24 protein-coding genes and 1 tRNA gene are annotated in these 22939 nt (G+C 64.3%); 11 read left to right on the top strand and 14 right to left on the bottom strand.

The window, feature by feature from the left end; translation table 11 throughout:
• Positions 1-65: 65 nt before the first annotated feature.
• Positions 66-923, bottom strand: coding sequence for a hypothetical protein (locus ACF8LI_RS10440; protein WP_392412587.1), 858 nt, complete (start codon positions 921-923; stop codon positions 66-68).
• Between the two features lie 207 nt (positions 924-1130).
• On the opposite strand from ACF8LI_RS10440, the gene ACF8LI_RS10435 reads away from it, so the two are divergent.
• The 6 genes from ACF8LI_RS10435 to ACF8LI_RS10410 all read left to right on the top strand — a co-directional run bounded on the left by ACF8LI_RS10435 (position 1131) and on the right by ACF8LI_RS10410 (position 5715).
• Positions 1131-1577 (top strand): hypothetical protein, encoded by a 447-nt coding sequence (locus ACF8LI_RS10435; RefSeq protein ID WP_392412585.1) that lies wholly within the window; start codon positions 1131-1133, stop codon positions 1575-1577.
• A 356-nt stretch (positions 1578-1933) separates the two neighbouring features.
• Positions 1934-2007 (top strand) — tRNA-Gly (locus ACF8LI_RS10430).
• 417 nt (positions 2008-2424) lie between these two features.
• On the top strand, positions 2425-2928 hold the full coding sequence (locus tag ACF8LI_RS10425; RefSeq protein ID WP_074921323.1) for a GNAT family N-acetyltransferase: 504 nt from the start codon (positions 2425-2427) through the stop codon (positions 2926-2928).
• Between the two features lie 443 nt (positions 2929-3371).
• Positions 3372-3908 (top strand): cysteine hydrolase family protein, encoded by a 537-nt coding sequence (locus ACF8LI_RS10420; protein ID WP_082001667.1) that lies wholly within the window; start codon positions 3372-3374, stop codon positions 3906-3908.
• A 170-nt stretch (positions 3909-4078) separates the two neighbouring features.
• On the top strand, positions 4079-4216 hold the full coding sequence (locus tag ACF8LI_RS10415) for a hypothetical protein (RefSeq protein ID WP_193726258.1): 138 nt from the start codon (positions 4079-4081) through the stop codon (positions 4214-4216).
• 710 nt (positions 4217-4926) lie between these two features.
• Positions 4927-5715 (top strand): class I SAM-dependent methyltransferase, encoded by a 789-nt coding sequence (locus ACF8LI_RS10410; protein ID WP_017403885.1) that lies wholly within the window; start codon positions 4927-4929, stop codon positions 5713-5715.
• Between the two features lie 36 nt (positions 5716-5751).
• Here the strand turns inward: ACF8LI_RS10410 and ACF8LI_RS10405 are convergent, their stop codons facing one another.
• The 4 genes from ACF8LI_RS10405 to ACF8LI_RS10390 form a co-directional block, all read right to left on the bottom strand.
• Entirely contained in the window at positions 5752-6033 is a 282-nt protein-coding gene (locus ACF8LI_RS10405; RefSeq protein WP_016447192.1) for a hypothetical protein, read from the bottom strand.
• A gap of 99 nt (positions 6034-6132) precedes the next feature.
• On the bottom strand, positions 6133-6387 hold the full coding sequence (locus ACF8LI_RS10400; RefSeq protein ID WP_047216988.1) for a hypothetical protein: 255 nt from the start codon (positions 6385-6387) through the stop codon (positions 6133-6135).
• A complete protein-coding gene (locus tag ACF8LI_RS10395) occupies positions 6384-6566 on the bottom strand; it encodes a hypothetical protein (protein WP_016447190.1) in 183 nt (60 codons plus the stop codon). The genes ACF8LI_RS10400 and ACF8LI_RS10395 overlap by 4 nt, the downstream gene beginning before the upstream one ends.
• Before the next feature lie 199 nt (positions 6567-6765).
• On the bottom strand, positions 6766-6987 hold the full coding sequence (locus tag ACF8LI_RS10390) for a hypothetical protein (RefSeq protein ID WP_017403888.1): 222 nt from the start codon (positions 6985-6987) through the stop codon (positions 6766-6768).
• A gap of 522 nt (positions 6988-7509) precedes the next feature.
• Here ACF8LI_RS10390 and ACF8LI_RS10385 point away from each other — a divergent pair.
• Both ACF8LI_RS10385 and cyoE read left to right on the top strand, forming a co-directional pair.
• Positions 7510-8700, top strand: a complete 1191-nt coding sequence (locus tag ACF8LI_RS10385) for a heme A synthase (protein ID WP_392412582.1) — start codon at positions 7510-7512, stop codon at positions 8698-8700.
• Complete coding sequence (gene cyoE / locus ACF8LI_RS10380; RefSeq protein ID WP_392412580.1) at positions 8697-9602, top strand: heme o synthase; 906 nt, start codon at positions 8697-8699, stop codon at positions 9600-9602. The genes ACF8LI_RS10385 and cyoE overlap by 4 nt, the downstream gene beginning before the upstream one ends.
• Before the next feature lie 72 nt (positions 9603-9674).
• Here cyoE and ACF8LI_RS10375 read toward each other — a convergent pair whose 3' ends face one another.
• The 7 genes from ACF8LI_RS10375 to cyoA all read right to left on the bottom strand — a co-directional run bounded on the left by ACF8LI_RS10375 (position 9675) and on the right by cyoA (position 16619).
• On the bottom strand, positions 9675-10211 hold the full coding sequence (locus ACF8LI_RS10375) for a response regulator transcription factor (protein ID WP_012205888.1): 537 nt from the start codon (positions 10209-10211) through the stop codon (positions 9675-9677).
• A 29-nt stretch (positions 10212-10240) separates the two neighbouring features.
• Positions 10241-11542 carry an ATP-binding protein gene (locus ACF8LI_RS10370; protein WP_016447187.1) on the bottom strand — a complete coding sequence of 434 codons (1302 nt, stop codon included), beginning with the start codon at positions 11540-11542 and terminating at the stop codon, positions 10241-10243.
• Between the two features lie 113 nt (positions 11543-11655).
• A complete protein-coding gene (locus ACF8LI_RS10365; protein ID WP_047475367.1) occupies positions 11656-12369 on the bottom strand; it encodes an SURF1 family protein in 714 nt (237 codons plus the stop codon).
• 71 nt (positions 12370-12440) lie between these two features.
• Positions 12441-12875 (bottom strand): cytochrome o ubiquinol oxidase subunit IV, encoded by a 435-nt coding sequence (cyoD, locus tag ACF8LI_RS10360; RefSeq protein ID WP_016447185.1) that lies wholly within the window; start codon positions 12873-12875, stop codon positions 12441-12443.
• The gene (gene cyoC / locus ACF8LI_RS10355) at positions 12876-13508 is read right to left on the bottom strand and encodes a cytochrome o ubiquinol oxidase subunit III (protein WP_016447184.1); all 633 of its coding nucleotides are present in this window, start codon (positions 13506-13508) and stop codon (positions 12876-12878) included. It lies immediately after the preceding gene.
• Positions 13501-15507 (bottom strand): cytochrome o ubiquinol oxidase subunit I, encoded by a 2007-nt coding sequence (gene cyoB / locus ACF8LI_RS10350; protein ID WP_016447183.1) that lies wholly within the window; start codon positions 15505-15507, stop codon positions 13501-13503. Before cyoB ends, cyoC begins: the two co-directional genes overlap by 8 nt.
• A 65-nt stretch (positions 15508-15572) precedes the next feature.
• Positions 15573-16619, bottom strand: a complete 1047-nt coding sequence (gene cyoA, locus ACF8LI_RS10345; RefSeq protein WP_016447182.1) for a ubiquinol oxidase subunit II — start codon at positions 16617-16619, stop codon at positions 15573-15575.
• 297 nt (positions 16620-16916) lie between these two features.
• On the opposite strand from cyoA, the gene ACF8LI_RS10340 reads away from it, so the two are divergent.
• Positions 16917-18254 (top strand): MFS transporter, encoded by a 1338-nt coding sequence (locus ACF8LI_RS10340; protein ID WP_016447181.1) that lies wholly within the window; start codon positions 16917-16919, stop codon positions 18252-18254.
• Positions 18255-18395: 141 nt separating this feature from the next.
• Here the strand turns inward: ACF8LI_RS10340 and ACF8LI_RS10335 are convergent, their stop codons facing one another.
• Both ACF8LI_RS10335 and ACF8LI_RS10330 read right to left on the bottom strand, forming a co-directional pair.
• A complete protein-coding gene (locus ACF8LI_RS10335; protein WP_392429756.1) occupies positions 18396-18695 on the bottom strand; it encodes a hypothetical protein in 300 nt (99 codons plus the stop codon).
• Between the two features lie 66 nt (positions 18696-18761).
• Positions 18762-18962, bottom strand: a complete 201-nt coding sequence (locus tag ACF8LI_RS10330; protein WP_392412575.1) for a hypothetical protein — start codon at positions 18960-18962, stop codon at positions 18762-18764.
• 169 nt (positions 18963-19131) lie between these two features.
• On the opposite strand from ACF8LI_RS10330, the gene alaS reads away from it, so the two are divergent.
• On the top strand, positions 19132-21756 hold the full coding sequence (alaS, locus tag ACF8LI_RS10325; protein ID WP_016447179.1) for an alanine--tRNA ligase: 2625 nt from the start codon (positions 19132-19134) through the stop codon (positions 21754-21756).
• A gap of 91 nt (positions 21757-21847) precedes the next feature.
• Entirely contained in the window at positions 21848-22930 is a 1083-nt protein-coding gene (locus tag ACF8LI_RS10320; RefSeq protein WP_016447178.1) for an ABC transporter substrate-binding protein, read from the top strand.
• Positions 22931-22939 lie beyond the last annotated feature (9 nt).

The following is a 22939-nucleotide window of genomic DNA, read 5'->3' as shown; positions in this document are numbered from 1 at the left end:
CGCGCACGCGCCAGGGGCTTTTTTCTTTCAGCACGGTACTGTGGGCCTGGGATCAAGGAATCGGATCAATTCGGCTTCGTATAGAAGCTGTGACCATTTTCAAGACAGGCCTTTGCGTCAAGCGGCTCCAGATTGGAGCTGCAGATGCCGACCACGGTGCGCGTATTGCTCAGCGTATTTCCCGCAGTGTCCCACCCGGACCAGTTGAAGCGCCCAGTCAAGACCCCATACTCGTCTACTTGCAGGTTCTCAACCTTGTAGGAATGGACATTCGGTCGAGTAGACGGGTCCTTGCAGGTCACGGACCCGGCGGAGTTGACAGACTGCCCCGAGACTTCGAGTCCACCTTCGTAAAAGCATGAACCGCCGTTGACCAACTCTTCTTCCATCCGAAAGATGCCATCCTTTGCGTAGATGTGGATCGTCCCAGGGGTCACCTTTCTGACCATTTCCTCCGCGGTGGAATAGCTGAAAGATTTTGTGTGAAGGCGGCTCAAGTGGTCTTCAAAGCGAAATCTCTTCATCAGTTGAGTGGTTTCGCCGGGGAGCGTGATGGACGCCGATGTCTCAGTGTCGAAGACGATGCGAACAGGGCCCACGACTTGTGCAACTTCGCCGTTTTGCGCCGGACCTCCCAGCACGCGACCGCCCTGGTATTCGGTCAGCTCCCCCTCGAAGATCTTCTCGTCCTTCAACCGGCCTGCCGCTTGCAGGAAGAGTGCCGACCCGTCCGTCCTATAGCCGTAATAGGTGACGATGACGTTCAGCCCGCTTTGCCTGTCGATCTGAATGCCGCGTCCTGGCTTGCCGTTCAGCTCCCCGTCAATCGTCCACATACCTGAATCAGGCAGGGCCGCCATTGCCGGCGTAGCCAGGCAGGATACGAGCGCAGAGAACACAGCACTACGGGCAAAACGATTCATAACGACTCCATTGATGTTTGAACTGAAAAAAACGATTAACTATAACTGGCAATCATGTGACTGCGATATTCCAATTCAAGTCAAGTTTTGGATTCAATTTGGGTAATCTATTTGCTCACTAACTCTTGCATCAAGAGGCCGGCAACCCGCCCCGAAGCCCGAACGGTGCAGGCAACTCGGGCTTTTGATGTTCTGAATTCCCAATCCATGGCGACAAAGCACGTCATTTCCGTATCTGGCGGCAAGGACAGCACAGCCGTGCTGCTGCTCGCCATGGAGCGCTGCCCATCCTGCAGCATGGTCCCGGTCTTCTGCGACACCGACAACGAGCATCAAGCTGTCCATGACGACTTGGCCTGTCCGGAACACGGCGAGGGCAAGGACGGCAACAAGCGCTGGAGCCACGGCGCCAAATACATCAAGGGCTCCTTGGGCCCCGCGACGGCCAGCGGCGGCGGCCAAAACCTCGCCTCTGCTTTCATGGTCCAGGCCAACGGCGGGTTCAACAGCACGCCGGCCCGCGACCTGCGCGACCCCATGAACACGACCACCACGCGCGACCGCCTGGCGTTCGCGACCGTGTGGCTCAAGGGCGAGCCTTGGGAGGATCGTGGCTATCACGTTGCGCATGCTGGTGCCGCGCGAACTCCATAACGCCCAAGACTTTCCTCCTGGCTACCTCATCGACCGTACCGTCCCCTGGCAAGCCCCTGACGAAGACCGCCCAGGTTCGTATGCTCGACCACTCCGTGAGTCCCGTGCCCACGCAGCAAGCTGCTTGAAAGAACGCGGACCGAATGGCACTAGAATCTCTTCCAGAGTCATGGCGTAGGTTTTATTGCCAACGGCGTAGGGAGCAAAAACCTACGCCAGAACCTACGCCAAGTTCGTAAGTGAAGATGGATTCGCTGGGTGCCAAGTTGAGGTTCTGCGGCAAGCGCGCCGTGAAATTTCCAAGAAATGCAAGCCCTTGGCGAAGAAATGCATGATTCGACAATGGCTTGGCCAAGGCGGGCGTCGTTCAATGGCAGGACCTGAGCTTCCCAAGCTCAAGACGTGGGTTCGATTCCCATCGCCCGCTCCAGATAGACATCCCTACTGACGTCGGTTCTGGTGCACAAACAGAATGCGGCTTGAGAGTGGCCAATCTGGCTAAAGCGATTGAGCAAGCCGACGTGGACATGCAGTTCCACAAGCTGGCAGTCGAACATGCGTACGGTCACCATTTCGCCCGGCCGCTTAAAGCAAGTTCTTCTTCGCCTCCACAACGCTGCGCCGTTGGCAGTCGCGCCATTTCTTCCATATCGTTCGACCCGAGCGCTTGCGCATCGCCTCTTGATGGTGCGCCGAGCTCGAACTCGAATTCTTAGGCTGCCCGCGCCGAGCGGGCTTCGTCGTTTCAATGGTGCACTTGACAAAGCTGTAGGGTGCAAGCGCGCTGCCAGGCTTCCGACGGATTCCTGGGCTGGCTACACTTTTCTTTCCACAGAGAAGGGAAGTCATGGGCACAGATATCTACGTTTCGACGCTGACCGCCGATTTGGAGCAGCAGTTCATCGACGCGGTCGGACAGAGCCGCAAACTGCACGCTCCATGGGTTTCGCCGCCCAGCACGGCACAGGAGTTCCAGGGCTACCTGGCTCGCGTGCAGGAGCCGTCGGGTGCGGCATTTGTGATCTGGGAGTGGTGCAGCGATGGTTTTGCCGGGGTCGTGCAGATCACGAACATCCTGATGGACCCGTTCCGCTCTGCCCATATCGACTTCTTTGCATTCTCGGGCTTCGAAGGGAAGGGCCTGATGAAGGAGGGCCTCGCGCATGTCGTGAAGCAGGTCTTCAGGACTTCGAAGCTGCATCGGCTGGAAGCCAACATTCAGCCTGAGAACAAGGCAGCCATAGCACTGGTGAAGTCCTGTGGTTTCAAGTTGGAGGGGTTGTCGCCCGCATTCATGAAGGTCGGTGGTCGCTGGCGAGATCACGAACGCTGGGCGCTTTTGTCGGCGTAGTCGCTGCCCGGATCCGTCAGCGCCTGAGGGTTCTCCATGAACTGGTCTCGCAAAGGACGCAGCACCTTGTCATCCTGGGAAGTGACGAGACGTCGAAGAAGGTGAAGCACACCGAGGTGCAGACAAGCCCTAACAGTGGGCTTGTTCTTGCCTGACGTCTCCCCCGAAAACAGCTGGACAGCGTCCGGAACTACAGGGGCGAGATCTGCGGCGCGACAAACGCAAAAAAGCCGCATAGGTGCTGAGATGACAGGCGAAGGCGCTCGTTACAATGGAACTCCATGGTTCACTGCACTCTCACCACTATCACCTCCACGACCGCTTCCTGCGGACCGTGTGAAGTGCCGTGAGTCTCAGTTGAACCACTTCCCAGGCCCGCCAGCGATGGACAGGGCCCTTTTTTTTGCCCTTGCGTCGCCGGCACCACGCAAGGAGTTGTTCTCATGTTTGCTCTGTTAGTCCTCGATGTTCAGGTCGGCCTGGTCCGAGGCCCTGAACCCATGTGGCGCTGCACCGAGGTGCTGGACACCATCAATACCTTGATGGCACAGGCCCGCCGTGCGGGAGCGCCAATTTTTCTGGCTCGTCACATCGGTCCCGTGGGAACGCCCATTGGCCCAGGCAGCCCACTGACCCAACTCGCACCCGAACTGCAACTGGACGGCAGTGAGGTTGTGTTCGAAAAACACCGCCCAAGCGCCTTTGCAGGCACCGATCTGTTGCAGCAGCTTCAAGCACGCAACGTGACCGGCCTGGTCATCACCGGCATGAAGACTCAGTACTGCGTGGACACCAATTGCCGGGTCGCTCGCGATCTGGGCCTTGATGCCGTCCTTATTGCGGATGGACATACTTGTGCCGACACCCCCCAGCTTGCAGCGCAGAAGATTGTGGAACACCACAACGCGACGCTGGAAGGGGCGTTTTGCGCGGTCATGCCCGCAAACGCCTGGGATTTCTCGGCACCGGTTCACACCTGATCTGCGGAGTCCGCCCATATTGAGGCACACGCGAGCGATTGCAGCGCCATTCGTCTTTCAGACCACCGGGCCATGGGCCAATGCCGACGGCCTGGTCCTGCCTTGCGCTGATTCCCTGACCTGTGCTTGTCCGACAAGGGCGTGCCTGGGCGGCACCCATGCTTGAGGCCATGAACACACCTCCTCCCAACACCCCTGGCCAAGTGCCCACGTCGTCGTCCCGCAACCGGTTCGCCACCAGGCGGACCATGTACATCGCCGCAGCCGTCGTGGCCGTGGCGCTGATGATGGTGTTTGCGCCCTGGTAGGCGCGATCCACTGTCATGGTCCCGCCCATGCCCGAAAGGGCATGAGAAAGCCCGCCATTTGGCGGGCTGTCGTTTTGGGGAATCGCTTGCCTCAGTGCGCAGGGTGCGCCGTCGGTGCTTGCGCCGTGGGGAGTCGGGCCAGCTTCTGCGAGCAATCGCTGCACACGTGCCACGCATGGAATTGGCGGGCGCCTGTGGCGGGCTTTTCCTGTTCGCACTGCATGCAGAAGACGGCGGGGGCCAGGTCCAGGAGCCGGATCGGCTCTCTGCCTTTCTTGGGACTACGCATAGCTCTCCTTCAAAGTGTTGCTCCTCGGTATCCATTGGGCGCCGGGTTGGAAAAGGCGGTCGTCAGCGGGCGCGCCAAGGCGCAGCAGAAGCCGGCGCCATCGAGGGTGCGTGTTCAACTTACAGCCAGGCCGTCTCACGGTTGTGACTTTTGCATGACCGTGTGGGGAAGGCGCCGCAGCTGTTTGACAGCGTGCTTCGGGCAGCCCTAGAATTTTTGCTTCCGTTCCTGCGACCATTGCGAGCCTGACATGAACCTGTGACGCCTTCGGACCTTCGTCCGACCAATCCCCCGAAGCCCTTTGCCGGCCGACGGCGGACGCCTGCGTCACCTCCTGCCTGTTCGTTGATTGCTCTGCGTTTCCTGAACGCAACCCGGCGTCGCCGTGCGGCCTCCTTTCGGAATTTTTGAAAGAGTGCCCATGACGGAATCCATCGATATCCTTGCCCACAACACGGCCGCCTGGAACCAGCAGGCTGCCAAGTCCTGCGACTGGTCGCGCCCGGTCGACAGCGCCGAAATAGCACGGGCCCGCGCCGGAAGCTGGCAGGCGCGGCTCACGCCAGGCCCCTTGCCTGCCGGCTGGCTGGATGATGTACGCGGCCTGCGCATCCTCTGCCTTGCCAGCGGCGGCGGCCAGCAGGCGCCCATTCTTGCTGCGGCGGGCGCCCAGGTCACCGTCTTCGACGCCTCAGCCGGCCAGCTTGCGCAGGACCGGCATGTGGCCGAGCGCGAAGGCCTTGCGCTGACCTGCGTGCAGGGCGATATGCGCGATCTGGGGGTCTTTGCAGACGCCAGCTTTGATGTGATCTTTCACCCCATCTCCAACCTCTACGTGCCCGATGTGCGGCCCGTGTGGCGTGAATGCGCGCGGGTGCTGACGACGGGCGGGCGTCTTCTGTCCAGCTTCTGGAATCCGGTGGTCTTCGTGGAGGACCGTGATCCTGCATTGCGCGAGCAAGGACTCGTGCGGCCCGCCTGGCGCCTGCCGTATTCCGATGTGGCGGATTTGCCGCCCGAGGCGATTGCGGCCAAGCGCGAGCGCAACGAGGCCCTGGTGTTCGGCCATACGCTGGCCGATCAGATCGGGGGGCAGTTGGATGCGGGGCTTGTGCTGACGGGCTTCCACGAGGACTGGCAGCCCCACGCCCGTTTTGTGATCGAGAAGTTCGTGCCGACCTTCATTGCGACACGTTCGATGAAGGTCTGAACGCGCTACCTACGGCCTGGACCGGCCTTGCCGCGCTCAGGTGCGCAAGGCCGGTATCCAGGTCTGTTGCTGGGCGGGTTCTGCCACGGGCTGCGCCGGTTGCGGTCGGGGAGCAGGGCCTTTGGCCTGGGGCGATGGCTGGGCCTGCCGCACCTGCTCGGCGCCGGACTTGGCCAGCAGCAGCATCACGGCCATGCAGATCAACGTCAGCAAGAGCACCACGCAGATGGGGCCCAGATCCACGGAGGCGATGTCCAGCCCCTTCAGCGACTGCCAGCGTTCTGAGCGTATTTCCAGCGGTTCTTCGGGATCGGCCATGACACCTCCACTGCGTTGAGTGTGCCTCCATGCTAGGCGCAAGTGAGCATGCAAACAATATGGGAACTTCGCCAGGATGCGAGGGTATACCGCAGGCAGCTACTTGACCCACATCAATTGCGCCGCCACGGCCAGGGCGATGGCCAGCAGCACCAGCAGCACCAGCCTTGCCACGATGGTGACCGCCTTGCGGCGCGCTGCTTTGCGGGTGTTGCGCGGACGAGGTGGGGTAGGCGGCGGCTGCGTGGCATCCAGGGCTGCAATTCTTTCCAGCCAGTCCTGGGTTGTTGGCAGGGCAGTGGCGGGCGGTGACGAGGACGGGGACGGGGACGAACCGGGCTTGCCGCGGTTCATGGCTCCAGCTCCTGCCGCATCTCTTCCAGCACCTCCAAGGCGCCCTGGATCATGGCTTGCCTGTGCTCCAGCGCAGCCTTCTGGGTCTGCAGCCGTTCCAGCTGCTCGGCTACCTGCGCCTCGTCGGCCCGCAGCTTCTTCAGCCGCTCCTGTATGGCCTCCATTTCCGGGGCGCTCATCTGCCAATCCTCCAGCATGCGAAGGGCGTGGCACGTGGCCCGGTCCCTTCTCACAATTCACACGAATGCCGGCAATTATCTGTGCGTCTTAGCGACTGGCTATGAATGAATTGATATAGATTGTCATCGGCTGGCGCAGAAGGGGCCGAAAGCTTGCCGCTGCATGCGCACGGTGCTGCGCAGATCAGAGCAGCGCAGTTCAATGCGCGAGGAATTTGAGAAAGATCCGCCCCTGCCGCGTTCTGACCTCGGTCCCTTCGATAAAGCCCATCAGTCTGGCCGAGCCGTCCATGGAGTACAGCGCCGGCCCATCGATGCGGTAGATGAGCCTGGTCCCGCACCGGACGAATTCATCGCCTTCGACACGCCCGATTTCGTGTCCGCGCCCATCAAGCACAGTCCACGAGCGTCCTGCAATCATGGCCTCACCCGGCGGTTGCCGGTCCCCAAGTAAAAGCGTCAATCTAAGGAACGCTGGGCGTCTGAGTCTGAGCGAATCTGAGCAGTTGTGCAAAGCCGGGCCACCGATGCCTCGGGTGGCACCCTGCGCAAATTCGTGTGCGCCCGGCCCAAGCCGCATCACGCCGGCCAAAAGAAGCTGGCTGCGGTCTAGGGGCACTGCGCGCTTGGGCGCTTGAGTGGTGCGCAGGCAAGTAGAATTGTTTCATATCAAAGACATGCTGCTCTGAAAGTTGCAGCGACCGGGCCCGCTTGGCGGGCCTTGTGCATGGGGCGCCGTCCCGCAGCCTGTATCTGGGTGCATGTCCTGATTCTCTGTGGGCCCGGCCTGCGATCCAATCTCGCGCATGGGGCTGAGCCTTCTCGTCAAATTGCTCTCATTTATGAAGTTCTGCTGTCGCCAACCGGATGCGCCTGTGGCATTGCCTTGCGGCTTGCCTGGGGTCGGTTCCGTCCGGTGGACGCTGCGCTGCGGAGGGCGGAGGTGAACGAGCAGGCGCTGTACGATCTGGCCCCCGTTCTGGAGCTGATGCTGCTGGGCCTGTTGCTGGCGCTGGGACCCTTGGCCTGGGTGTGGCTGCGCAACCGCAACGGTGGCTCGCTCAAGCGGCTGCAGGCACTGTCGGTGCTGACGCTGTTTCTGACTTTCGACCTGGTGCTGTTCGGCGCCTTTACGCGTTTGACCGATTCCGGCCTGGGCTGCCCTGACTGGCCGGGCTGCTATGGCAGCGCCAGCCCCATGGGCGCCCGCGCGCAGATTGCCGAGGCGCAGGCCGCCATGCCCACCGGGCCGGTGACGCATGGCAAGGCATGGATAGAGATGGTCCACCGCTATCTGGCCACCACCGTGGGCGTGCTCATCATCGCCATGACCATCATGGCCTGGCGGCGTGCGCGCCGCCAGGGCAGGGCGGGTGGCGCCCAAGGCGTGGAAGGCGCACGGCGGGGGGCCATGAGCCCCTGGTGGCCCACGCTGGCGCTGTTCTGGGTCTGCCTGCAGGGTGCCTTTGGCGCCTGGACCGTAACCATGAAGCTGTTTCCGGCCATCGTGACCCTGCACCTGCTGGGCGGCACGGGCCTGCTGGCCTTGCTGTGCGTGCCCGCCGTGGGGCTGAGCCGGGCGGCACGCCAGCAGCAGGCAACGGTGATTTCCCCGGGCCTGCGTGCTCTGCTGTGGCTGGGCCTGGGCTTGCTGGTGCTGCAGGTGGCACTGGGTGGCTGGGTCAGCACCAACTATGCGGTGCTGGCCTGCAGCAGTTTTCCGACCTGCCAGGGTAGTTGGTGGCCGGCCATGGATTTTTCGCAGGCGCTGCAGATCTGGCGTCCGCTGGGCCTGCTGCAGGACGGCAGCAACATCAGCTTTGCGGGCCTCACGGCCATCCACTATCTGCACCGCCTGGCGGCCTATGTGGTGGTGGCTGCGCTGGCCGGGCTGTGGTGGCGTTTGGGTGAAGTGCCCGCACTGGCGTTGCAGCGCCGCGTGCTGGGTGCGTTTTTGGTGCTGCAGGTGCTGACAGGCCTGTCGAACGTGGTGCTCGATTGGCCGCTGGTGGCCGCGGTGCTGCATACGGGTGGCGCAGCCGCGCTGGTGACCGTGATTGTTTGGTGCCTGGCGGCCAGTCGCCCGGGCACGCTGCGGGCCGGGTTGCCGGTTGCCCGTGGAGAGATTGCATGAGTAAACAAGCTTCCCTGAGTGTCGAGTCCTCACGCTGGACGCAGTTCTATGCCCTGACCAAGCCGCGCGTGGTGCAGCTGATCGTGTTCTGCGCGCTGATCGGCATGGTGCTGGCCGTGCCGGGCTGGCCCAACGCCGACCAGTGGCTGCACATGGCGCTGGCCTGCCTGGGCATCTGGCTGGTGGCGGGCGCCGCAGCGGCCTTCAACTGCCTGGTGGAGCGCCATATCGATGCGCGCATGAAGCGCACCTCCTGGCGGCCCACGGCGCGCGGGGAGCTGACCAGCCAGCAGGCCCTGGCCTTCTCGGCCATCCTGTGCACGCTGGGTGCGCTGGTGCTGCTGCTGTGCACCAATCCGCTGACCATGTGGCTGACGCTGGCCACCTTCGTGGGCTATGCCGTGATCTACACGGTGATCCTCAAGCCCGCCACGCCGCAGAACATCGTGATCGGCGGCGCCTCCGGCGCCATGCCGCCCGTGCTGGGCTGGGCCGCGATGACGGGCCAGGTCGGACCCGAGGCGCTGATCCTGTTTCTCATCATCTTCCTGTGGACGCCTCCGCATTTCTGGGCGCTGGCGCTGTACCGCGTGGAGGACTACCGCCAGTCGGGCCTGCCGATGCTGCCCGTCACGCATGGCAGCGAGTACACGCGGCTGCAGATCCTGCTGTACACGGTGATCCTGTTCGCAGCCTGCATGCTGCCCTTCATGTACGGCATGAGCTCCTGGCTGTACCTGGTGGTGGCCGTGGTGCTGAGCGTGGGCTTTTGCGGCTATGCCTTCGCGCTGTGGCGCAATTACTCGGACGAGCTGTCGCGCAGGACTTTCCGCTTCTCGCTGGTGCATCTGAGCATGCTGTTCCTGGCACTGCTGATCGATCACTACCTCTGGCTGGGCTGATGGCCTGAGGGCCATGGCCGCGCAATGACAAACCGGGCCCTTGAGGCCCGGTTTGTCTTGGTGCCTGCCGTCTTACTTGATCTGCCGCTTTTCCAGCTTGCGCGCCAGCGTGCGCCGGTGCATGCCCAGGCGGCGTGCGGCCTCGGAGATGTTGAAGTCGCTCTCGGCCAGGGTTTCGTGGATGTGTTCCCACTCCAGTGTCTTGATGGAAGTGGGGTTGCGAGACAGCTCCACGTCGGTGCGGCCTTCGAGGCGGCCGAAGGCGGCCTCGATGTCGTCGGTGTTGGACGGCTTGGCCAGGTAGTGGCAGGCGCCGAGCTTGACGGCCTCCACGGCCGTGGCAATGCTGGCATAGCCGGTGAGCACGACGATCAGCGCCTCGGGGTTGTGCTGGTGCAGCATCTGCACGCAGCTCAGGCCCGAGGCATTGCCGGCCAGCTTGAGGTCCATGACGGCGTATTGCGGCGAATGCGTCTGCAGCAGCTCGCGCACTTCCTCGGCGCTGGCGGCCTGCAGCACGCGGTAGCCGCGCCGCTCGAACGATCGCGTCAGCGTGCGTGCAAACGTTGCATCGTCTTCAACCAGCAGCAGGAGGCGGGAGCTGTCCATGGGCGATTCGGGTTCCTGTGGGCGCCGCTTCAGGCGCCGGGTTCAATGGCAATCGATGACAGGGGCAGGCGGATCTCCACCTCGCTGCCCCTGGGCGGGGTGTTCCTCACCTGAACGCGTCCGCCCAGCGAGCGCGCCACGTTGAGCACCAGGAACAGGCCCAGTCCGCGGCCCGGGCGCTCCGTCTTGGTGGAGATATGGCGCTGGCCCAGCTGCTCCAGCACGGCAGGTGCAAAGCCGGGACCCTTGTCGCGCACGGTGATGCACAGCATGCCGGTGCGCACGGACAGGTGCAGCGCCACATGGCCGGGAGATGCCTCGGCGGCATTGTCGAGCACATTGCAAACCATTTGCTGCAACGCGGTATCCGAAAGAATGGGGAAGTCCTCTTCGGCCTGGACATAGTCGAAACGCTCCACCGCATGGCGTGACTGCCATTGGGCGACCACTCCATCCATGAAGGCATGCAAGGTCGTGGCCTGGGGCGCGTCGGCGCGGGTTTCGCCGGCGGACATGAGCACGCTGGAGACGATGGATTTGCAGCGCAGCAGCTGCTGCTGCATCTCCTGCAGGTCGGCGAGCAGATCGGGATCTTGCGTGATGACGGGCATGCGCTGCCAGTCGCCCAGGATGACGGACATGGTCGACAGCGGCGTGCCCAGCTCGTGCGCCGCGCCCGTGGCCAGCAGGCCCATGCGCACGATGTGCTCTTCCTCGCTGGCGCGCTGGCGCATGTTGGCCAGCCGCGCGTCGCGCCGTCGCAGGTTGGAGACGATGCGGCGCAGGAAGACCACCAGCAGCACCGTGGTCAGCCCGAAGCTGATCAGGATGCCGCTCACGTACAGGCCGGGCAGCCCGTCCGGTCCCGCCGCGCCAATGGGCAGGGGCCAGTGCACGATGGCCAGCACCAGGGTGCACAGCGAGGTGCTGGCAACGATGATCCAGGCGTGCACGGGCCTGAGCAGCACGGCGCCCAGAATGCCCTGCAGCAGGAACAGATAGATGAAGGGATTGCTGGCGCCGCCGCTCAAATACAGCTGTATGGCCAGGGCGAGCACGTCGGCCAGCAGGGCCAGGAACAGGTTGCGCGCCGAGATCTGGCGGCGGTGGCTGCGGTACCAGTAGATGTAGCCAAGATTGGTGAAGACGCTGGCCATCAGCACCAGGGCCATGGCCGGCAGCGGCAGGTTGATGCCGAAGCCGTAGTGCACCAGGGAAATGGTGATCACCTGCCCGACCACGGCAAACCAGCGCAGCTGTATCAGCAGCTGCATGTTCTGGCGTTCGGTGGTGCGCTCGACGCGGAACAGGGACTCTGAAGGCGAATTCACGCGGGCGATTGTGCGCTACCGCAGGCAGCCGTGGCGCGGCAGGGTCTTGTAGAGGACTGAAGAAAAAGGGCCACCGATGTCATCGATGGCCTCGTTGCCTGCGCAAGGCGGTTCTATGGCTTGTCGGCCGGCTGCCGGTCATTGCGCCTGACCAGCCAGGCGGCACCGACCACCATCAGCGCCAATCCGTACCAGGTCAGTGCGTAGACCAGGTGGCTGTTGGGAAAGCGGATCACGGTCATGCCCGGGCGCGGCCAGGTGCCGTCCGCCACGGGCTGGCCGGGCAGGCCGGCGTCGATGAAGTAGGGGGCTGCATGGTCCAGGCCCTGGGCCTGTGCAATGGCCGCCACATCGCGCGAGAACCAGCGCTGCTGAGCAGGATCGTTCTCGCGCAGAAAACCGCCGCGCGGCTCGCTGATGCGCAGCAGGCCGGACACCGTCACCTGGTCCTGGGATGCCTGCCCGGGCTGCGCCTGCCAGCGTGCGCGCTGCTCCGTGGGGATGAAGCCCCGGTTGACCAGCACCTGGCTGCCATCGTCCAGCTGCAGCGGCGTCAGCACCCAGAAGCCTGCTCCCAGCTCGGTCACGGCCTGGGTCAGCACGGTCTTGCCTGTCAGCCATTGGCCGCTGGCCTGCACGGCGCGGTATTCATGGTCGGCGGCCGTGATCTGCGGCCATTCGGCGGGCGGGGGCAGGGCAGCGGGTGCGGCGTGCACGCGCTGCTCCACGCGCTCTATGAGATCCAGCTTCCAGGCGCGGCGCTGCACCTGCCAGCTGCCCAGGAAGATGAAGCCCAAAAACAAGGCGATGCCCACCGAGATGAGCATCGCCTGAGCGAGTGGGCCGCGCCGGCGCGATGCGCCTGCGCGGCTGGAGGGCCCGGAGTTTCCGGATGCGGTCAAGGCGTGACCACGGCCGGTGCCGTCTGCGCCGCAGGATCGGCCGGCATGGTGTGCTGGGGCATCATGTTGGTGTTCATGTGGAACATGACCCACAGCGTGCCTGCGATGCCGATGGCCACGAAGACCACGGTGAAGATGGTGGACAGCAGGGTCCAGCCGCCTTCGATCTTGCCGTTCATGTGCAGGAAGAAGACCATGTGGACCAGGATCTGCACCACGGCGAAGCCGCCGAGCACCATCACGGCCGTCGAGCGGTCCGAGATGATGTTGCCCATCACCAGCCAGAACGGGATGGCCGTCAGGATGATCGAGAGCACGAAGCCCCACATGTAGCCCGAGAACGTGCTGTGCGGGCCGGCATCGTGGTGGTGGTCGTCATGGCCGTGATGGTCGTGGTGACCGTGGCCGGCGTGGATGTCGTGTGCAGCCATTTACAGCACCCCCATCAGATAAACAAAAGTGAAGACGCCGATCCAGACCACGTCCAAGAAGTGCCAGAACATCGACAGGCACATCAGGCGGCGGTTGTTCTCGTGCGTCAGGCCGTGCTTGTTGATCTGGATCATCAGCGTGACCAGCCAGATCAGGCCGAAGGTCACGTGCAGGCCGTGGGTGCCCACCAGCGTGAAGAACGAGGACAGGAAGGCGCTGCGCTGAGGGCCAGCGCCCTCGTGCAGCAGGTGGGAGAACTCATAGAGTTCCAGGCCCAGGAAGCACAGGCCGAACAGGCCAGTGATGGCCAGCCACATCTGCGTGCCGCCCAGCTTGCCCTGCTGCTTTTGCAGCATGGCGAAGCCGAAGGTGATGGACGACAGCAGCAGGAAGGCCGTGTTCATCGCCACCAGGGGCAGGTCGAACAGCTGGGCGCCCGTGGGGCCTGCAGCGTAGTTGCGGCCCAGCACGCCATAGGTGGCGAACAGCGCTGCAAAGATCAGGCAGTCGCTCATCAGGTAGAGCCAGAAGCCCAGAGCGGTGCCGTTTTCGGGATGGGGCTCCTCGGCGAGGTGGTACTCACGCGGGGCCAGGGCGGCAGCGCCGCCTGCGGTGTAACGGATATCAGACATGACGTGCCAGCTGTTGTGTGCGCAGTTCTTCCGTGGCCGCGACTTCCGCGGCGGGGATGTAGTAGTCGCGCTTGTAGTTGAACGTGTGGATGATCGACGCCAGCACGGTGGCGGCGAAGGACACGATGGCCAGGGGCCACATGTGCCAGATCATCGCGAAGCCGAAGACCGTGGACAGCGCAGCGATCACGACACCGGCGCCGGTGTTGGCGGGCATGTGCACGGGCTTGAAGCCGGTCAGCGGACGCTGGTAGCCGTGCTTCTTCATATCCCACCAGGCATCGATCTCATGCACCACGGGCGTGAAGGCGAAGTTGTACTGGGGCGGGGGCGAGGATGTGGCCCACTCCAGCGTGCGGCCTTCCCATGGATCGCCGGTTTCGTCACGCAGCTGGTCGCGCTTGAAGTAGCTGACCACGAGCTGCATCAGGAAGCTGCCGATGCCCAGGGCCACCAGGCCTGCGCCGCAGGCGGCGATGATGAACCAGATCTGCAGCGAGGGGTCCTCGAAGTGGTTGGCGCGGCGCGTCACACCCATCAGGCCCAGCACGTACAGCGGCGTGAAGGCCACCCAGAAGCCGACCAGCCAGAACCAGAACGAGCACTTGCCCCAGAACTCGTCGAGCTTGTAGCCGAAGGCCTTGGGGAACCAGAAGTTGATGCCGGCGAACACGCCGAACACCACGCCGCCGATGATCACGTTGTGGAAGTGGGCGATCAGGAACAGGCTGTTGTGCAGCACGAAGTCGGCCGGGGGAACGGCCAGCAGCACGCCGGTCATGCCGCCGATGGCGAAGGTGCACATGAAGCCCACGGTCCACAGCATCGGCACGGTGAAGCGGATGCGGCCGCGGTACATGGTGAACAGCCAGTTGAAGATCTTGGCGCCCGTCGGGATCGAAATGATCATCGTCGTGATGCCGAAGAACGTGTTCACGCTGGCGCCCGAGCCCATGGTGAAGAAGTGGTGCAGCCACACCAGGTAGGACAGGATGGTGATACACACCGTCGCGTACACCATGGAGGTGTAGCCGAACAGGCGCTTGCGGCTGAAGGTCGAGACGATCTCGGAGAAGATGCCGAAGCACGGCAGGATCAGGATGTAGACCTCGGGGTGGCCCCAGATCCAGATCAGGTTCACGTACAGCATGGGGTTGCCGCCCAGGTCGTTCGTGAAGAAGTTCGTGCCGACGTAGCGGTCCAGCGACATCAGCACCAGGGCTGCGGTCAGGATGGGGAACGAGGCCACGATCAGCGCGTTGGTGCACAGGGCAGTCCAGGTGAAGACGGGCATCTTCATCAGGTTCATGCCGGGTGCGCGCATCTTGATGATGGTCACGATCAGGTTGATGCCCGACAGCGTGGTGCCGACACCGGCCACCTGCAATCCCCAGATGTAGTAGTCAAGCCCCACCCCCGGGTTCTGCGCCCCCAGGTTGGACAGGGCCAGCCAGCCGGAGGTGGAGAACTCGCCCAGGAACAGCGAGATCATCACCAGCACGGCGCCGCCCGTGGTCATCCAGAAGCTGAAGTTGTTCAGGAACGGGAAGGACACGTCGCGGGCGCCGATCTGCAGCGGCACCAGGTAGTTCATCAGGCCGGTCACGAAGGGCATGGCCACGAAGAAGATCATGATCACGCCGTGGGCCGTGAAGATCTGGTCGTAGTGGTGCGGAGGCAGGTAGCCCAGGTTGTCGCCGAAGGCCATGGCCTGCTGCAGGCGCATCATCAGCGCATCTGCGAAGCCGCGCAGCAGCATGACCAGACCGAGGATCATGTACATGATGCCGATCTTCTTGTGGTCGATGCTGCACAGCCAGTCGCGCCACAGCGGGCCCCACAGGCGGAACTTGGTGAGAAGGCCCAGCACGCCGAGGCCGCCGAGCACCACGGCGATGAAGGTCACCAGCACGATGGGCTCATGCGCCATCGGGATGGAGTCCCAGGTGATGCGTCCCAGCAGCCAGTGGGCCTGTGCCGGGGAGGTATGTTCAGACATATCGAGTCTCTTAGGTCGTTTTGGAACGGGCGGCGGGCTGGCCGTCGTCCGCTTCCGCTATCTGCTTATTGCTGTGCGCTGGCGGCCGAGCCGTCGCGCTGGTCCAGGAAGGCCACGACGCGGTCGGCGTTTTGCACCGTGCACACATCCTGGGGCAGGTTCATGCCCACGGCCTTGAGATAGGCTTCACCGCCTGCGGCATCGATGGCCATCATGTGGTGCATGCACATCTTGCCTTCCTCGACGCAGCGGTTGAGCACCTTGTCGTACAGGCCTTCGTCCACGGTGGCGAAGCGCTCGACCGGGTTGCGCTCGCTGGGCTTGACCAGATTCAGGTAGGTGTCGCGGTTCAGGGCCTTGCCTTCGGACTTGGCCTTGGCAACCCACTGCTCGAATTCCTCGTCGCTGAGGCCGTGGAACTTGAACGTCATGCCCGAGAAGCCGGCGCCGCTGTAGTGCGATGCCAGGCCGTGGAACACACCGGTCTTGTTGATCACTGCGTTCAGCTCGGTCTGCATGCCGGGCATGGCATAGATCATGCCGGCCAGGTCAGGCACGTAGAAGGCGTTCATCGTCGAGGTGGCGGTCAGCTTGAAGTGGATGGGACGATCCACGGGAGCGGCCAGCTCGTTGACGGTGGCGATGCCCTTTTCAGGGATGAAGAACAGCCACTTCCAGTCCATGGCCACGACCTGCACTTCCAGCGGCTTGACATCGGTGCTCAAGGGCTTGGAGGCCGAGACGCGGTCCAGCGGGCGGTAGGGGTCGAGCTTGTGGGTGCTGATCCAGGTGATGGCGCCCAGCGCGATGATGATCATCAGCGGCACGGACCAGATCACCAGCTCCAGCGTGGTGGAGTGGTGCCATTCGGGGTCGTAGTGGGCCTCGGTGTTCGACTGGCGGTATTTCCAGGCGAACAGCAGCGTGAGGATGATCACCGGGATGATGATGATCAGCATCAGCAAGGTGGCCGTGACCACCAGGTTGCCTTGCTGCGCGGCGATATCGCCGGCCGGGTTGAGCACGACGGCTTTGCTGCAGCCAGTGAGACTGGCTGTCAAAGCGGCCGCGGTGAGCCACGCAGGCCCACGGAGTTCCTTGATTTTTAGCATGCTAGGGGCGCAACAAGAGCGCGTTTACATAGAAACGCGGATTACAAGATCCGGGCAAATGTATTACGAAGTATAAATTTGTCCATTGGACATTTTGTCCAACGTCAAGGAGAAGCCGGGAACTTTCTGCTACCTGGCGGGGCAGGCAGCGGGGTCCCGGCGATCCGGAGGCCGCATTTTTCGGCCGCGCGCAGCAGGAAAAACACCAAGTCCGGTCGAGGTGAAACCGCCTTGCGCCAGATCAAGCGAGGGCGTAGAACGGAGCTGTCAGTGAGACGAGACAAGGAGCATCCATCTATGAGCGGCCTCGACACAACTGCAAGCTTCCCCAACGGAAGCTACGAAAGCAAGGAATCTCTGTCCCGCGCCGACACCCACGAAGATGTCACGCCCAACGAGATCGCCGTCGGCGTGATCCTGGGGCGATCCTCGGAGTACTTCGACTTCTTCGTGTTCGGCATCGCCTGCGTGCTGGTCTTCCCGGCACTGCTGTTCCCCTATCTTTCCAAGCTTGACGGCACGTTGATGTCGTTCGGCATCTTCGCGCTGGCCTTCGTGGCGCGGCCGTTGGGCACGGCGCTGTCCATGGCCGTGCAGCGGCGCTGGGGCCGGGCGACCAAGCTGACGCTGGCGCTCTTCCTGCTGGGCGTGTGTACGGTGGGCATGGCCTTCCTGCCCAGCTACCAGCAGGCGGGCGTGAACGCCATCATCGTGCTGGCGCTGCTGCGCATCGGCCAGGGCATTGCACTGGGCGGCTCCTGGGACGGCCTGCCGTCGCTGCTGGCCATGTCGGCGCCCCAGAACCGGCGGGGCTGGTATTCGATGATCGGGCAGCTGGGTGCGCCGCTGGGCTTTGTGCTGGCGGCAGGCCTGTTTGCCTTCATCTATGCCCATGTGGATGCCGACGAGTTCCTCAGCTGGGGCTGGCGCTATCCCTTCTGCGTGGCCTTTGCCATCAACGTGGTGGCACTGTTTGCCCGGTTGCGCCTGGTGGTGGGCCAGTCCTACACCGAGCTGCTGGCGCAGCGCGAGCTGGAGCCCATGGGCGTGGTGCCGCTGATGCGCGACGAGGGCCGCAACGTGGTCATCGGCGCCTTTGCAGCCCTTGCCAGCTTTGCGCTCTTCCACCTGGTGACCATCTTCCCGCTGTCCTGGATCTCGCTGTATTCGGACCAGTCGGTGAACCATGTGCTGGGCGTGCAGATCGTTGGCGCCTTCTGTGCGGCCGGCGCCATCATGGTTTCGGGCTGGCTGGCCGACCGGGTGGGGCGGCGCAACACGCTGGGCACCATGGCCTGCCTGATCGGCATCTTCAGCTTTGTGGCTCCCTGGCTGCTGGGCAGCGGCACCACGGGCAACAACGTGTTCATCATCGTCGGCTTCATCCTGCTGGGCCTGTCCTACGGGCAGGCGGCAGGCACGGTGACGGCCAACTTCCCCTCGCGCTATCGCTATACGGGCGCGGCCCTGTCCTCGGACATGGCCTGGCTGGTCGGCGCGGCCTTTGCCCCGCTGGTGGCGCTGGGCGTGTCCTCGCGCTTCGGACTGGTGGCGCTGGGCATCTATCTGCTGTCGGGCGCGCTGTGCACGCTGGCGGCGCTGGGCATCAACCGGGCCATCGAGACGCGCGACTGAACGGGCCCTTGCAAGCCAAAGGCCGGCTCTGCCGGCCTTTTTTGTCGCCGGGCTGCCCCAAGGCAAAAAGCTGGCCCCCTGGGGGGCAGCGGACCTTGCGAAGCAGGGGAGCGTGGGGGCATTTTCCGTTGCGGCTCCGCCTCAGGGGTTTTCACCGTAGCGCTGCTTGAAGTCGAATTCGAGCCTGTCGCAGTCCTGCACCGATTCAAACTGCCGCGTCTTGCGCTCGGCCTCAGGCCTGGCGGTTTCCTTGCGGCAGATCTTGATGGTTTCGCGCTCCACCCAGCGCGCCTCGCCTTCGGGCGTGGACAGCAACTGGCCAGCCAGCATGAGCACAGCGAAGAAGGCCACGGGCAGGCCGATGAGCCAGGGCACGATGCGGCTTTTGCCTGGTTGGGCCGGTTTGGCGGAATGAGGCTCGGGTGTCGGTGGTTGCGCCATGGTGTGCTTGCTGTGGTTCCGGCTGGCGATTATCCAGGGCGCCCATCGCGCGCAGTCTGAGCGGGATCAGGGAACGGCGAGATCGCCTGTGCTAGCCATCTCCCCCATCTCCTGCACCAGCCATTTCTCCAGCGCAAGAATGTCGGCCCTGCGGCCCGGATGGGGCGCCACCCACAGCTGCAGGCGCCGCGGACCGGCCAGTCGCGCGCCGCTGTTGCGCGCGCATGTCAGCGATCCGGCCAGCGGCGGGCTGGAGATCGTGCTCAAGGGCGGGCAGATGGGGGGTAAGGCCTTCTTCGGCCAGGTGCGCGATGGAGGGACGGGCGGGGCTCGCTGCCGCGACGATGGGGCAAACCTATAATGCGCGTTGGTCCCGACGGGACACCCTCCCGCCAGGGACAGCGCCCCGCGTGCGCGCTCCGAACTCCTAGACACCATGAGCACACCCACTTTCACCGTTGCCGACATTCGCAAGAGCTTTCTGGACTTTTTCGCATCCAAGGGCCACACCATCGTGGAGTCGAGCCCCCTGGTGCCCGGCAACGACCCGACGCTGATGTTCACCAACTCGGGCATGGTCCAGTTCAAGGACGTGTTCCTGGGTACCGACAAGCGCCCCTACACGCGTGCCACCTCGGTGCAGACCTGCCTGCGCGCAGGCGGCAAGCACAACGACCTGGAAAACGTGGGCTACACCGCCCGCCACCACACCTTCTTCGAGATGCTGGGCAACTGGTCCTTTGGCGACTACTTCAAGCGCGAGTCGCTCAAGTGGGCCTGGGAACTGCTGACCGAGGTCTACAAGCTGCCCAAGGAGCGCCTGCTGGCCACGGTCTACGCCGAGGACGACGAGGCCTACGACATCTGGACCAAGGAAATCGGCCTGCCTCCCGAGCGCGTGATCCGCATCGGCGACAACAAGGGCGGCCGCTACAAGAGCGACAACTTCTGGATGATGGCCGACACCGGCCCCTGCGGCCCCTGCTCGGAAATCTTCTACGACCACGGCGCGCACGTGGCCGGCGGCCCTCCGGGCAGCCCTGACGAAGACGGCGACCGCTTCATCGAGATCTGGAACAACGTGTTCATGCAGTTCGACATGGACGAACAGGGCAACGTCAAGCCGCTGCCCGCCCCCTGCGTGGATACCGGCATGGGCCTGGAGCGCCTGGCCGCCATCCTGCAGCATGTGCACAGCAACTACGAGATCGACCTGTTCCAGGCACTGATCAAGGCGGCTGCGCGCGAGACGCACATTGCCGACCTCGAGACCCCGTCGCTCAAGGTCATTGCCGACCACATCCGCGCCACCTCCTTCCTGGTGGCCGACGGCGTGATCCCGTCCAACGAAGGCCGCGGCTACGTGCAGCGCCGCATCGTGCGCCGCGCCATCCGCCACGGCTACAAGCTGGGCCAGAAGACTCCGTTCTTCCACAAGCTGGTCAAGGACCTCGTGGCCGTGATGGGCGACGCCTATCCCAAGATCCGCGAGCAGGAAGCGCGCATCACCGAAGTGCTCAAGGTCGAGGAAGAACGCTTCTTCGAGACCCTGGCCAACGGCATGGAAATCCTGGATGCGGCGCTGGCCGGTGGCGCCAAGGTGCTGCCCGGCGACGTGGCCTTCAAGCTGCACGACACCTATGGCTTCCCGCTGGACCTGACCAACGACGTCTGCCGCGAGCGTGGCCTGGGCGTGGACGAGGCAGGCTTTCAGGCCGCCATGGAAGAACAGAAGAACAAGGCCCGCGCGGCTGGCAAGTTCAAGATGGACCGCGCCCTCGAGTACACGGGCCAGGCCAATGCCTTCACCGGCTACCAGAAGCTGGCCGAGGCCGCCAAGGTGGTGGCACTGTATGCCGAAGGCAGCGCCGTGCAGGAACTCAAGGCCGGCCAGAGCGGCGTGGTCGTGCTCGACACCACACCCTTCTACGCCGAGTCCGGCGGCCAGGTGGGCGACCAGGGCGTGATCAGCACCGCAGGCGCGCGCTTCGCGGTCGAGGACACGCTCAAGATCAAGGCCGATGTGTTCGGCCACCACGGCGTGCTGGAGTCCGGCAGCCTGAAGGTGGGTGATGCCGTGCAGGCCGAGGTGGACACGCAGCTGCGTGCCGCCACCATGCGCAACCACTCGGTCACGCACATCATGCACAAGGCCCTGCGCGAAGTGCTGGGCGACCACGTGCAGCAAAAGGGCTCGCTGGTCAACGCCGAGCGCACGCGCTTCGACTTTGCCCACAACCAGGCCGTGACCGCTGCCGAGATCCGCGAGATCGAGCGCCGCGTGAACGCCGAGATCCTGGCCAACACGCCCACCGACGCGCGGGTGATGGACATCGAATCGGCCAAGGCCACGGGCGCCATGATGCTGTTCGGCGAGAAGTACGGCGACTCCGTGCGCGTGCTGGACATCGGCACCAGCCGCGAGCTGTGCGGCGGCACCCACGTGCAGCGCACGGGCGACATCGGCCTGTTCAAGGTGGTGGGCGAAGGCGGCGTGGCCGCTGGCGTGCGCCGCATCGAGGCGGTGACCGGCGAGAACGCGCTGGCCTACCTGCAATCGCTGGAATCCACGGTGGACCAGGCGGCCGCTGCGCTGAAGGCGCCGACGGCCGAGCTGAACACCCGCATCGGCGGCGCGCTGGAGCAGATCCGTGCGCTGGAGAAGGAAGTGGCTGCGCTCAAGGGCAAGCTCGCTTCCAGCCAGGGCGACGAACTGGCCGGTCAGGCCGTCGACGTCAAGGGCATCAAGGTGCTGGCCGCCAGACTGGAAGGCGCCGATGCCAAGACCCTGCGCGAGACCATGGACAAGCTCAAGGACAAGCTGGGCGCCGCCGCCATCGTGCTGGCGGCGGTCGATGGCGACAAGGTGCAGCTGGCTGCCGGCGTGACCAAGGCCGAGACCTCGCGCATCAAGGCTGGCGAGCTGGTGAACTTCGTGGCCAGCCAGGTCGGCGGCAAGGGCGGCGGCAAGCCCGACATGGCCATGGCCGGTGGCACGGATGCAGCGGGCCTGCCGGCCGCGCTGGCCGCCGTGCAGGCCTGGGTGGCAGAGCGCGCCTGATCCAGCTGCGCGGCAGATGATTGCTGCTGCTCCCGCTTCGGGACGCCCCGGTGGATTCCTCCACCGGGGCGTCTTGCCGTGGGCGCTGCGCATGGCGTGCGTGATGGGCGTGGTGGCGCAATCGGCCGCTGCCGCCGCGCAAAGCGTGGTCTTCATCAACCCCGGCCGGTCCGACGAGCGCTACTGGACCACGGTCAGCGAGGCCATGCAGGACGCGGCCAGCAGCCTGGGCATGCAGCTGCAGGTGCGCTATGCGCAGCGCGACCACCTGCGCCCCATCGAGATCGCGCGGCAGATCGCGGCCCTGCCCAAGGCGCAGCGGCCCCGCTACGTGATGTTCACCAACGACTACAGCGTGGCGCCCGAAATCCTGCGTACGCTGGAGGCGGCAGGCATAGACAGCTTCATGGCCTTCAGTGGCGTGCCCGAGACATTGCGTGGCCAGACCGGCGTGGCGCGGGAGCGCTATCGCCACTGGCTGGGCAGCCTGGAGCCGGGCGCCGAAGAGGCCGGCTACCTCACGGCCAAGGCCCTGTTCGCCGCCGCGCGGGCGTCGGGCCACGCGCGTGCGGCCGATGGCCGGCTGCACATGGTGGCCATTGCCGGCGACCGCTCCACGCCCTCGTCGGTGGAGCGCAATGCCGGCATGCGCCGCGCAGCGGCCGAGGCCGGCGACGTGGTGCTGCAGCAGGAAGTCTTTGGCGAATGGCGCCGCGAACGCGCCGAGCAGCAGGCGGCCGTGCTGTTCCAGCGCTATCCCGAAGTGCGCCTGGTGTGGGCCGGCAACGACGAGATGGCCTTTGGCGCCATGCAGGCCTGGCGCGCGCGCGGGGGAGCGCCCGGGCACGATGCCTTCTTCAGTGCCATCAATTCATCGGCCGCCGCCATGACGGCGCTGCGCACGGGCGAGCTGAGCGCGTTGGCGGGCGGCCATTTCCTCACGGGCGCCTGGGCCCTGGTCATGCTGTACGACCATGCGCACGGCAGCGATTTCGCCACCGAAGGGCTGGAGCAGGTGCGGCCCATGTTCGCCTTGCTGGACAAGTCCCAGATCGACCGCTACGAGCACAGGATCAGCGCGCCCCTGGCTCCGCTGGACTTTCGCAGCTACAGCAAGCACCTCAATCCCCGGCTGCGGCGCTACGGATTCGAGTTGAAGCACCTGCTGCGCTGAGCGCCTTCC

The sequence above is a fragment of the Delftia sp. WSY_12 genome, from assembly GCF_043104645.1.
GTDB classification, from domain to species: domain Bacteria; phylum Pseudomonadota; class Gammaproteobacteria; order Burkholderiales; family Burkholderiaceae_C; genus Comamonas; species Comamonas tsuruhatensis.
This window is presented reverse-complemented; position numbering and strand designations above follow the sequence as displayed.